This window comes from Proteus sp. G2300, from assembly GCF_009915965.1.
GTDB classification, from domain to species: domain Bacteria; phylum Pseudomonadota; class Gammaproteobacteria; order Enterobacterales; family Enterobacteriaceae; genus Proteus; species Proteus vulgaris.
Map to the genome: position 1 here is coordinate 119,304 of NZ_JAABNK010000022.1, position 10,964 is coordinate 130,267.

Annotated in this window: 13 protein-coding genes; 6 read left to right on the forward strand and 7 right to left on the reverse strand. The window is 30.5% G+C overall.

Annotated elements, in window-relative coordinates; translation table 11 throughout:
* Positions 1-48 precede the first annotated feature (48 nt).
* Positions 49-498, forward strand: a complete 450-nt coding sequence (gene soxR, locus GWI97_RS11015) for a redox-sensitive transcriptional activator SoxR (RefSeq protein ID WP_036934495.1) — start codon at positions 49-51, stop codon at positions 496-498.
* Here soxR and GWI97_RS11020 read toward each other — a convergent pair whose 3' ends face one another.
* From GWI97_RS11020 to GWI97_RS11050, 7 genes are read right to left on the reverse strand one after another with little or no spacing between them, the layout of a single operon-like run.
* Entirely contained in the window at positions 499-930 is a 432-nt protein-coding gene (locus tag GWI97_RS11020) for a hypothetical protein (RefSeq protein ID WP_103005134.1), read from the reverse strand.
* Positions 920-1,612 carry a hypothetical protein gene (locus GWI97_RS11025; protein WP_036934489.1) on the reverse strand — a complete coding sequence of 231 codons (693 nt, stop codon included), beginning with the start codon at positions 1,610-1,612 and terminating at the stop codon, positions 920-922. Before GWI97_RS11025 ends, GWI97_RS11020 begins: the two co-directional genes overlap by 11 nt.
* Positions 1,593-2,156 carry a type III secretion protein gene (locus GWI97_RS11030; RefSeq protein WP_087803339.1) on the reverse strand — a complete coding sequence of 188 codons (564 nt, stop codon included), beginning with the start codon at positions 2,154-2,156 and terminating at the stop codon, positions 1,593-1,595. The genes GWI97_RS11025 and GWI97_RS11030 overlap by 20 nt, the downstream gene beginning before the upstream one ends.
* Complete coding sequence (gene sctJ, locus GWI97_RS11035; protein WP_036934484.1) at positions 2,137-2,898, reverse strand: type III secretion system inner membrane ring lipoprotein SctJ; 762 nt, start codon at positions 2,896-2,898, stop codon at positions 2,137-2,139. The genes GWI97_RS11030 and sctJ overlap by 20 nt, the downstream gene beginning before the upstream one ends.
* Positions 2,899-2,900: 2 nt before the next feature.
* Complete coding sequence (gene sctI / locus GWI97_RS11040) at positions 2,901-3,185, reverse strand: type III secretion system inner rod subunit SctI (RefSeq protein WP_161751979.1); 285 nt, start codon at positions 3,183-3,185, stop codon at positions 2,901-2,903.
* 23 nt (positions 3,186-3,208) lie between these two features.
* Positions 3,209-3,463, reverse strand: coding sequence for a type III secretion system needle filament subunit SctF (sctF, locus tag GWI97_RS11045; RefSeq protein WP_036934479.1), 255 nt, complete (start codon positions 3,461-3,463; stop codon positions 3,209-3,211).
* A gap of 51 nt (positions 3,464-3,514) precedes the next feature.
* Complete coding sequence (locus GWI97_RS11050; RefSeq protein WP_036934476.1) at positions 3,515-4,591, reverse strand: hypothetical protein; 1,077 nt, start codon at positions 4,589-4,591, stop codon at positions 3,515-3,517.
* A 295-nt stretch (positions 4,592-4,886) separates the two neighbouring features.
* Here GWI97_RS11050 and GWI97_RS11055 point away from each other — a divergent pair, with 295 nt between their 5' ends.
* Genes GWI97_RS11055 through GWI97_RS11075 form a run of 5 tightly spaced genes read left to right on the forward strand, consistent with a single transcriptional unit; the run spans position 4,887 to position 10,963 of the window.
* Positions 4,887-5,642: a helix-turn-helix domain-containing protein gene (locus GWI97_RS11055; protein ID WP_036934475.1), complete on the forward strand. Its 756-nt coding sequence runs from the start codon at positions 4,887-4,889 to the stop codon at positions 5,640-5,642.
* On the forward strand, positions 5,626-7,338 hold the full coding sequence (sctC, locus tag GWI97_RS11060) for a type III secretion system outer membrane ring subunit SctC (protein ID WP_036934473.1): 1,713 nt from the start codon (positions 5,626-5,628) through the stop codon (positions 7,336-7,338). Before GWI97_RS11055 ends, sctC begins: the two co-directional genes overlap by 17 nt.
* A gap of 4 nt (positions 7,339-7,342) precedes the next feature.
* Positions 7,343-8,419, forward strand: a complete 1,077-nt coding sequence (gene sctW / locus GWI97_RS11065; RefSeq protein ID WP_036934471.1) for a type III secretion system gatekeeper subunit SctW — start codon at positions 7,343-7,345, stop codon at positions 8,417-8,419.
* A gap of 16 nt (positions 8,420-8,435) precedes the next feature.
* Positions 8,436-10,541: an EscV/YscV/HrcV family type III secretion system export apparatus protein gene (locus GWI97_RS11070; RefSeq protein WP_036934469.1), complete on the forward strand. Its 2,106-nt coding sequence runs from the start codon at positions 8,436-8,438 to the stop codon at positions 10,539-10,541.
* A gap of 8 nt (positions 10,542-10,549) precedes the next feature.
* Complete coding sequence (locus tag GWI97_RS11075; RefSeq protein ID WP_036934467.1) at positions 10,550-10,963, forward strand: type III secretion protein; 414 nt, start codon at positions 10,550-10,552, stop codon at positions 10,961-10,963.
* Position 10,964 lies beyond the last annotated feature (1 nt).

Sequence of the window (10,964 nt, forward strand, 5' to 3'; positions counted from 1 at the left end):
AGGAGAGGACTATAAAACCTCAAGTTAAGTTGAGGTCAAGAGGTAAGCATGAAAAAAGAAAAAATAGATTTTAATCGAGCTCTTACTGTCGGAGAGGTGGCAAAAAGAAGTGGTGTTGCTATATCAACGTTGCATTTTTATGAAGAGAAAGGATTGATAAAAAGTACTCGAAGCCCAGGTAATCAGCGCCGTTATCCATCAGTTGTTTTACGTTATGTCGCCATTATTAAAGCTGCCCAAAGTACGGGGATCCCACTAAAAGAGATCCAAGATATATTAGGAAAATATCCACCAAACAGTAAATTAACGGCAGAACAATGGCACGAAATATCAACGGACTGGAAAGTACGATTAGATGAACGTATTCGCCGTCTTAAACGGTTACGTAATGGACTTGATCACTGCATTGGTTGTGGTTGTCTATCGTTGAGTGATTGTCCGTTACGTAATCCTGATGATATTTTAGGTGAAAAAGGGGCCGGTCCTCAGATCCTATAATCAAAATGAAAACGAAGCGCTATCTGGTTTGAAAAAGCCTTCATAATCATCTTGGTTATCGGTCATACCTAATAAGTCGAGTGTAAATTGATGATAAAAACCTTGATAAGAAAGGAGGGAAACTAGCGCCTGATTAATCACATCTTTACTATCGTAATTTTCTAATTCGCTTACTTGGCGAGCATAAATTAATAGTGCAACTTGGCGTTTTTCTTTTACGGTTTGGTTGCCTTCGTTTTTAACATCAAATTGATTAAGTAATGTAAATATATCTTGTACTGTATTAATTTTAGATGTGGTTAAGGTTTGATAAAAAGCAGGATTTAATGTTGCCATTAAAGGATCTAATGTTTGATCAGTAAGATTTTTTGAAGTCGATAAATCGGGTTGTGATATATATAAAGCGTGTGGCGCTAAAGTATCAATCTTCATTATGATCCTCACTAATTGTGCCTATTTGAGAAGGGATATCATCCGATATCTCAAATGTATTAATTAAATTCAGCAGAGCCTCTTTTATTTCTTGTGTAAAAATAGGTTGATAAGACTCAGAAAAAGGTCGATGAAATTGTTTTTTTAGGTCATTAATTAAAAGAGCAGGATCAAAGAAAGTGATTTGATCACCCACATGAATGGCGATCGTTTTACTGTTATGAGGTATCAATTCAATATTGGCATTGTTGAGCTCAGTGTTGAGATAGCGACGTAATGTAGCAGGAATATCCAGGGTAATTTTTTGCTCTGCGGGTATTGTTGAAATTAAACGGCGTGTTAGCTCAACTTGAATTTCTGGGGCATCAAAAAATTGAGCAATTGTTGCTGTTATTTGCTCTCTTTGCTGAAATTCATACTGTGAGAATTTATTTTGGTATTGAATTGCGAAGGTTAAGATATCACCTAATAAAACATGAAGTCCTTTACTATAGGCTTGGTTAGTTATCTCTTTATGATGCTCTTCTAATTTATGATTAAAATCACTGATCATTTTTTTTATTTCATGTTTAGCCACTTTTTCAGTTTTATGAATATTATCAAGTTGTCGAACATAGCGGGCGCGTATTAATACACCTTCAGAGGTGTATTTTAAGAGATCTTCAGGAAGTGAGCGCAACATAATCTAATACCAAAAGAAAAATTGAACGAGATAAAAAAAGTGATTGAGGTAGTTCAGTCGATGATGATTGTGGTGAAAATAATAATGTAAAGCGTTGAGAAAGCGCGGTTGAAATAGAATTAATGAAATTAAATAATAATTGATAACCAATGCGAGTGGGAGGGATATCTTTAAGTGAGAGTGTGATATTTTTATTTATATTTAAAACCGGATAGAGTGATAAAAAAGCCTTTAATTGTGGCTCTAGACGATAATAATCACCTGATAATAAAAGTGTTTCTCTCGCATAAAAATAACCTAAAAACACAGCACAACGAGGGAGTGATATCCAATGAGTAAAAATCTTTTCTACAATAATATCAATCTCACAATCAAGTTGATTAATAAGTTTATATTGCTGAATTAATTGACGATTTGCTATTTTTTGCCAGATTATATTTTCTTCTTTAGATGCTAATACATTGTAGTCTGCATGAATATAGCTGAGTGGCTCATACATCACCTCAGATATCATTTCAAACTGTTCAGAAGTCAGATTTGTCATTATTCTCTTCCCTCTGTGCTTTTTTACGTCGATATATTATTAATAAGGTCGTAATGATAACGACGATAATTACGAGTAATAAACTTATGAATAACCAAGAGCTAAAAAAAGTATCAGGGTTATTTTGATGAATCTGATTGTTTATTATATTGAATTTATTGATATTTCTAGGATATAGCAAAACGGTAATATTGTTCTCGTCCATATCATTAAAGGAGTTATGAATAAACGCTTTAACATCTTCACCTAACTGATCATTATCAAGCATACCTTCTTCATAAAAAACTAATGCTGAAGCATGAGGTGTTGGAATAATTCGTTCAGTAGGTGAAATGGGATAACTCACATGGACCCTAGCATCAATAATATGATCAATAGTGAGTAATGATTGTTCTAATCGTTGTTCAATAGCGGAAATTAAACGTGCTTTTTCAGCTTGTGGGGAGGATACCAATGCATCTGATGGAAATAATTGAGTAACTTCAATTCGAGAAAGAGTGGGTAATTGATATTCTTCTAAAATTTGAATAGCAATTCCCATATCTTCTTTTTTAACAGAAATATCAAATAGCCCCTTTCCTAATGCTTTGCGAGTACTGGTTATTTGATGTTTTTGTAAAACAGCTTGAATTTCTGTTGCCTGTCTTTGATCCAAATTAGTGAGTAGTGATTGATCTTTACAACCACTGAGTAAGGGTAACAGGAAACATAATAATGCTAATAACAAATATCGCATATTCATTACTATTGGGCCTTGAGTAATATTTCAACAATATTCAGTGATTTTCTGGCTAAAGTACTCGCTAAATTCATTGTAATAGTGTAGTCGTTCAGTGTTGTTTGTAATTGGGTATAACTTTGAACATCACTGAGTTTACTTAATGTCGTTAGCTTTTCTTGGATCTGTTTTTCATACTGAAAACCATTTGTAATGCTATTTATCATCATTGAAGACAAATTATCATCACTATCACTTTTATCATTTGGCAAAGTCGCTAAATGTACAGGAACAACAGGGGTAATCGCCATATACAGTCTCCATTAAATAAAAATTAACGCATATTCCCGATAATGCTCATTGCCAAATCTTTCACAACTTTAATCGATGTGGATTGTGCATTACGTGTAATATTATATTCAGCAAGTTTGGCCTGATAATCAGCTAAGGCGGCCGCATTTGATGTATCTGCTTTTAATGCCTCTAATGCTACTTTTAATGCATCACTTTGGTTTTTAACAGGCTCTTGAAAATAGTCATCAACTTTATCAATAGAGCTGACATCTTCGGTAACAGGATAAGCTGGCATAATTTTATTCCTCGGATTTTGATTTTAACTTATTGATTATAAATACCACTATTATCCTTGAGGGAAATAGCGATGTTGGTTATCAAGAAAGATATATCCACGATCTTCTTGTAAGGTTGCTTTATTTTTCAATATTGGATTACTTATATTTTCACGGTAAAAGATAAATTTTCTTCCAAAAATAGCCGTTTGTTTTTTGATATAAGTATCAAGTTTTTGTTTGTTATTACTATTTAATAAATCATCAAAAATTAAGGTTAATCGGCTATTTTTTTCTTCAATGGTATAACTTATTGTTTTGCTTAGCTCTAATTTATTTATATCATTAATAATGTTAGGAATTGATATCCCGTTTATTATTGGATGGCAATGTTCCGAAAAAAGATTATTTATAGTGCTAATGATTTTTGATTTTTCATTTTCATTATGATAAATAAAATTAATAATAGGTTGATCTTTATTTTTTAGAATCAGATGTGTTTTTTTATACTTATTATCAATAAGTAAGTGCTCTATTTTTTTCCTATCTATATAAAAAACGTTATTTTCTAGGTTATTCTTCGGGTTTAATGTAGGATAGAGATCATCATAAATACAATAATAACCATTATCACCTTTAAATCCTTTAAAATTCAAACTTTTTGATACTATTTCTGTGTTTTTTTCTTTTAAAGATCTATTGGTATAAAAAAAGAACACTATAAAAAATAAAATAATAAATATTAATAATGTACCTATTTTTTTATTTATAACCCACTTGTTTTTCTTTTTCTTAAAATGAGATGAGTCAAGACGTAAATGACTTTGGTCACTCACTAAAAAAATAGGAATATCATTGGTATATATAGGCTCATCTAGTATTAATGGGTATTCATTGCCGATTTCATTTTGTACAAAGCTACTCTCAATTTTATATTTGTTGTTTCCTATATTATCCCCATCAAGTATAATGCTGAGCTTTTTTTTACATTTCTGACTATTGCAAGGAATGTAAATGCTTGTTTTTTCATTTTCTTCTTTATTATCATTATATTCTTCATTTTGTAAGAAAAATGAATAGTGATTAGGGGGTAAAGGAATTGTTATCCCCTTTAATGGGCCACCGAGAATATAAACATAATACAGCATAGACTTATCCTAATGAAAAATTGTTATTAATTCATAATGTAAATATAGTTTAGTGAAGTAAGCGTGAAAATTCTTTTAAAAAAAAACACATGTTTTTTATTTGATAGTGAGTATTGATATATTACTGTCATCTTTTTTAAATAATAAACAGAAAAAAATTGTTATTTATTTTTATAGTTAATGAATAGTAATATTATTGTAGTATTATATAAAGTAACAACATAAAAATGAGTTGGATAAAAGTTTATTACCTATAATTTTAAATTAATGAATAGGATAATTCGAGGTATTTACCATGTTGATAAATGATATAAAAATAAGTGGCGATAAAAATATATTGCTAGGAAATTCATTGTTCTTTTGTATTCCATTGAAGAATGATTATCCAATAAAAATATATGATAATAAAACGATTAAAATTATAAAAGGAAAGCCTTTTATTTATAACTCAAAAAATGAAGATGTTATTTTTAAATCTGAAAATCAGTCATGGCGGATAGAAAAACGGTCATTTTTTATTTGTGCAAGATTATTGGCGTTTATTGATTATGCTCGTGATTTTTCAAAGATGACAGCAATAGGAGCTGAATTTGATATTAATCAGCAGATTTTTTATATAGAAGATACTAATAAATCTTTAGAATATGTATTAATAAATGAAGCAATAAAAACAGAAAGCCAACTAGAGCCTTTATTTGTCACAATAAGACATAGTGAAAGTTATTGGCTTATTTTACATCTGATCAGTTATTTAGATGAAAAGAAAAGTAATATTGCACAAATTGGAGAACGGTATGGTGTATCAGGTACACATTTTAGACGGTTGTGTAAACGTTATTTAGGTAATTGTGGGAAAAGTCAATTGCGTTCATGGCGTGCTGCATCTTCTATTTTAACCACGTTATCAACCGATGAATCATTAACACAAATTGCTGTCGATAATGGATTTAGTTCAGCGTCTCATTTTTCTAATGAAATTAAGACGTTATTTGGTATTACGCCAACAGAATTTCGTCGAATTGGTCAGTATCTTTATGAAAATAAAAAATAAGATTTGTTGTGCTATTGGGCTAGTATTATGTTTTAACATTTCCTTTCAAACACAAGCGGCACAAGGAAAAGTCATTTACACACATCAGGTACAGAAACCTGATGTGTTTATTGCTGTAGATACTCGTGTAGAACAATTTTTTCTTGTCTTATCAGATAAATTAAATAAGCCTTTTATTCTGAGCAATGCAGTAAAAAAGGAAAGAGTAACTGGAAATTTTGATATTTCTTCACCAGAAGAAGCATTTGAATTAATGGTGAAACGCTTGTCATTACTCTATTTTAATGATGGAAAATCAATTTATATTTATGAAAGTAACGAGATCTTACAAGAACTCTTTCAGGTAAAGAATATAAGCCTAATTGAGTTAAAAGAATACTTACAAGATGTGGGTCTGTATGATCCTCGTTACCCACTACGCGCAGGTCGTGATCAACGCACTTTTTATATTTCTGGTCCTCCTATTTATATTAAATTAGTAAAAGCAGCAGCCGAGTTTTTAGATACTGATGTACAAGAAAAAATTAATGAAAATATAAATAGCCAAGTACCAACGGGAAGCTCTCGTTATGGTGATGAATTTGTACAAATATTTCCATTAAAAAACACGTTTGTACAAGATAGAACTTATACTTTACGTGATGAAAAAGTTGTATTGCCGGGTATTACATCTGTTTTACAACAATTATTTATCTCCTCTGATGGCATAAAAAGAACAGCCGTGGAGCCTCATCGAAATATAGATGATACGGGGGAACAGCAATACGATGAAATGATAAATAGTATCGAAGAAACTGCAACGCCTATTATGACTAAAATGGGGCAATATAATGTTGAATTAGTCCCTTTACCTGGCTCAAATAGTCTTTTAGTTAAAACGAGTCGCGAGGGTTTAGCATTAATAGGTTCGCTTATTACTCAATTAGATAAACCTAAAAGACAAGTTGAATTGTCATTATGGATAATCGATATTTCTAAAAGTAAAGCGGATAGTTTAGGTGTTAATTGGCAAGCAAGTTACGGATCTGGTAAAAACAGCTTCTTTTTTAATACGGCAAGTCTAAGTGCAGCATCTGGATTTAGTTTTTTAGGAAAAATTAAAGCATTGAGTGAGGATGGTGAAGCTCAAATGGTGTCTCGCCCAATTTTATTAACACAAGAAAATACGCCTGCTATTTTTGATAATAACACAACCTTTTATACACAAATAAAAGGTGAGCGAGTTGCTTCATTAGAATCAACAACATTTGGCACGATGATCAGTGTATTACCTCGCATCGGTAATTCAAATAAGGATATTGAGATGATTATTAACCTTGAAGATGGTGCAGAGAAAAAAGATGACAACGGTGATGATGAGAGCATCGAGAAACTCCCTGTTATTAATCGTACAAATATTAGTACTGTTGCTCGCGTTTCTGAAGGTGGTAGCTTATTAATTGGTGGGTATACGCGTGAAGATAAAGTGAAAGCTGAAAATAAAATTCCTTTTTTAAGTGCGATACCTTTAATTGGTCGAGCATTTCGTTATGAGTCTGATAATAACAAAAAAATGATCCGTATTTTTATGTTGCAACCTCGCTTATTAGAAAAAATGCAGAGTGAAGCTTTCGGATCTTTAACTGAAAACCCATTTGAACCGCTAGATGACAAAACATCTAATGCATTAAAGCAACTTCAGGTTTTTATGAGGTAATATCATGATTGGGCCAATTAATACCTCTATTTCAACAAAATTGGTAAATAACAGTATTGATAAGAAAAGCCAACAAGAAACAGAATATAAACAACCTAAAGTTAGTGAAAGCCAAAATTATCAAAATCAATTAATAGAAATATCTGATGATATGTCTATGGTAGCTACGCTTTTTTCTCAGCGATTTGGCCAATCATTGGATAAAAAAGCAAATAGAGGACAAAGTACATTATATATTGCAGAAGAAGGCGCTGATAAAAAACTTGATAAAGTTATGATAATATTTAGAAAATCAGGGCGAAGTTTGCAAGAGTTACTTCAATATTTACGTAAAATGTTTCCTGATGAAAGTGATCTCGTTATGGTTTTGCGAGAATTACTAAGAAAGAAAAAATTAGGTGCACAATTAGATGCAGAAATTGAAAATGAAATAAATCATCTACTTGAAGGTGAAAATGGAAAGCAAATTAGGGCGGGGATTAATATCGCTCTACAAGCAAAAACATTTGCTAAATTGCTTTCTCTCAATGCATCAACATTAAGAAATCTTTATCGTAGTTATATTAATCTTGATCTTGAGCCTATTTATTTTTTTAAAATGTGGATGGAAGAATATGACATTAAACAATGTACTATTATTTTGAGTTTTTTAACACAAAGCTTAATTTGTGATATGCAATCATTAATGCCAAGTTGCTCTCAGAGTTCAGAGTTTGGTTATTTCCTTGAAAGAGTGAATAAGTTACGTACCTTATATAGCCTTATAGAAATTAATATAAAAAATTTAGAAATAAAAGATTTAAAAAATACAATAACTGAAAAAGTTCTTTATCAGATTGTTTTTTATGGAATGACGCTTCCCAGTGAAATGGAAAAGTATTTAGCATCTCTTTTAGAAAATGAATGGGTAAATTATTTAATTAATATAAAGATGAAATTATTACAAGGGTTAAAATCGATGTTTAATACATACCCTGAATCATTATATCTATCTTATGATTTTAGAGATGAGTGCCAAATAATTATACAAAAATTTATAGATAATTATTTTCGATTAGAACAATATCAACAAAGAAAATAATATATGGATGATTTTTATGATTTATAGATTTCTTTTGGCAATAAAAAACAGACCAGAATTAATCGTGTTATCGGTTATGATTTTGGTTATTATGATGTTAATTATACCGTTGCCGACTTATATTGTAGATTTTCTTATTGGGCTCAATATTACTATTTCTTTACTTATTTTTATGAGTTCATTTTACATAACTCGAATATTGAACTTTATGACATTTCCTGCATTATTACTGATTACGACACTTTTTCGACTTGCCCTTTCTATTAGTACGAGTCGATTAATATTATTAGATGCTGATGCGGGTGAAATCATTACTTCATTTGGTGAATTTGTTATCGGTGAAAACTTAGTTGTTGGTTTTGTTGTTTTTTCTATTGTTACGATAGTACAGTTTTTAGTTATTACTAAAGGTTCTGAACGGGTTGCAGAAGTTGCAGCTCGCTTTTCTCTGGATGGAATGCCAGGAAAGCAAATGAGTATTGATGCAGATTTAAAATCCGGCATTATTAACAATGAAGAAGTGAAAATCAGAAGAAAAGAATTAGGACAAGAAAGTCAATTATATGGCTCCTTTGATGGTGCAATGAAATTTATTAAAGGTGATGCGATTGCTGGTATTGTGATTATTTTTGTTAACTTAATTGGTGGGATTTCTGTTGGTATGGCACAAATGGATCTCTCAATATCACAGGCATTACACACTTATACACTTTTAACTATTGGTGATGGACTTGTTGCTCAAATTCCAGCATTACTTATTTCTATTAGCGCGGGATTTATTGTAACTCGAGTTGGTGGTGAAAATAATAATTTGGGTTTTAGTATTATGAATGAATTACTAGCCCAAGATTTTGCTCTATTAGTAACGGCAGTTCTCGCTTTTGTTATTGGTTTTCTACCTGGGTTTCCAACGCCTGTATTTCTTATCTTATCGGTAATATTAGGTGGATATTTCTTTAAAAAGAGGTGGAAAAATAAGAAAAAAGAAACCACGTTAGAAACTGAAGAAGATAAGAGTAAAAATGATGAGTTAGAGTCTGAAGGCAAAAAAGGGATTATTTCCAATCTGTTTTCAAATAAAAATGACTCTGAGACTGAAAACAGTTTATTAAAAGAGGATATTACATTATCTCAAGCAGAAACATTACCTTTGATTATTACCACCTCTTTGAATAAAAAGGCATATCTTTCAAAGTTAGTTTTTGAAAAATGGCTAAAAAAAGAATTTATCTTACAATATGGTGTATTACTTCCAGATATTGTTTTACATTATTCAGATAAAATTGATGATAATAAATTTATTATTTTAATAAATGAAGTGAAGGCTGATGAGTTTGATTGTCCTTTTCCATTTTTACATGTTGAGAATCCTAATGATGAGTTTTTTTCTCTAGATTTTAAAATGGTAGAAACACAAGATAATGATATTGTAAATTATTGGGTTAATAAAAGTGATAAAGAAAAGTTATCTCTGTTAGGTTATAAGTTAGAGTTATCAGAATCTTATTTTTATAGAAAGTTTTCTAATTTAATTACACTTAATATAGTCGAGTTTCTTGGAATACAAGAAACAAAAAACATTCTAGATAAAATAGAAGAAAATTCACCAGAACTTTTAAAAGAGTGTTATCGGCAAGTTTCTATTCAACGGATCAATGATGTTTTACAACGTCTAATACAAGAAAAAATACCGATTAGAAATATAAAAACAATCATAGGTGGATTAGTACAATGGGGGAGTAAAGAAAAAGACCCTGTACTTTTAACAGAGCATATTAGAGCTTTATTATCACGTTATATTAGTCACTTTTTTTCTGATGATGGAAAAATTAATGTGATTATATTATCTAATAATATAGAAGAAATAATCCGTGGCGGAATAAGACAAAGTTCTTCAGGGACATTTTTAAATTTAGAACCCGCTGAGCTTGATATGATAATAGAAAATATATCTACAGCTATTGATGAGATTAAGTATGTTCAACAATTTGTCTTTTTAACAGCAATAGATATAAGGCGTTTTGTTAAAAAATTAATAGAAAATCAATATCCTCAACTATCTGTTTTATCTTATGATGAAATTACATCAGATATTGAAATTAATGTTTTACAATCTATTTAGGAGATATTATGTCTTTTGATCTAGCAAGTTTAATCATGGATGCGATGAATGTAATCGGACGAAATGATCTATTTTCAGGAGGGAAGTCTATTGATAATCATTCAACGATAACAATTAGTTTAGGTGATATGCCTGATATTAATTTATTAGTTGTTGATGAAGTTCCTATGATTTGGTCTGTACTTGGAGAATATAACGAAAATTTATTATCACAATGTGGTTCTCAATTATTATTAAATAGTATCAATAATCCAGCTGAAAGTTTTTATCCAGGCCAGCCTGCTTTAGTTAAAATTGAGACTGATTTAGAATTGCGAGCTTCATTTATGCCAATAGCTCTACAAAATGGTGAATCAATGGCAAAAGCAATTGATGAATATTTCCAAATAATGAATAACATCCATCAACAATTTATTAATTAAA

Coding starts and splice junctions, on each gene's coding strand:
- soxR (WP_036934495.1), top strand. CDS start 49: ATGAAAAAAGAAAAAATAGATTTTAATCGAGCTCTTACTGTCGGAGAG.
- GWI97_RS11020 (WP_103005134.1), bottom strand. CDS start 930: ATGAAGATTGATACTTTAGCGCCACACGCTTTATATATATCACAACCC.
- GWI97_RS11025 (WP_036934489.1), bottom strand. CDS start 1,612: ATGTTGCGCTCACTTCCTGAAGATCTCTTAAAATACACCTCTGAAGGT.
- GWI97_RS11030 (WP_087803339.1), bottom strand. CDS start 2,156: ATGACAAATCTGACTTCTGAACAGTTTGAAATGATATCTGAGGTGATG.
- sctJ (WP_036934484.1), bottom strand. CDS start 2,898: ATGAATATGCGATATTTGTTATTAGCATTATTATGTTTCCTGTTACCC.
- sctI (WP_161751979.1), bottom strand. CDS start 3,185: ATGGCGATTACCCCTGTTGTTCCTGTACATTTAGCGACTTTGCCAAAT.
- sctF (WP_036934479.1), bottom strand. CDS start 3,463: ATGCCAGCTTATCCTGTTACCGAAGATGTCAGCTCTATTGATAAAGTT.
- GWI97_RS11050 (WP_036934476.1), bottom strand. CDS start 4,591: ATGCTGTATTATGTTTATATTCTCGGTGGCCCATTAAAGGGGATAACA.
- GWI97_RS11055 (WP_036934475.1), top strand. CDS start 4,887: ATGTTGATAAATGATATAAAAATAAGTGGCGATAAAAATATATTGCTA.
- sctC (WP_036934473.1), top strand. CDS start 5,626: ATGAAAATAAAAAATAAGATTTGTTGTGCTATTGGGCTAGTATTATGT.
- sctW (WP_036934471.1), top strand. CDS start 7,343: ATGATTGGGCCAATTAATACCTCTATTTCAACAAAATTGGTAAATAAC.
- GWI97_RS11070 (WP_036934469.1), top strand. CDS start 8,436: ATGATTTATAGATTTCTTTTGGCAATAAAAAACAGACCAGAATTAATC.
- GWI97_RS11075 (WP_036934467.1), top strand. CDS start 10,550: ATGTCTTTTGATCTAGCAAGTTTAATCATGGATGCGATGAATGTAATC.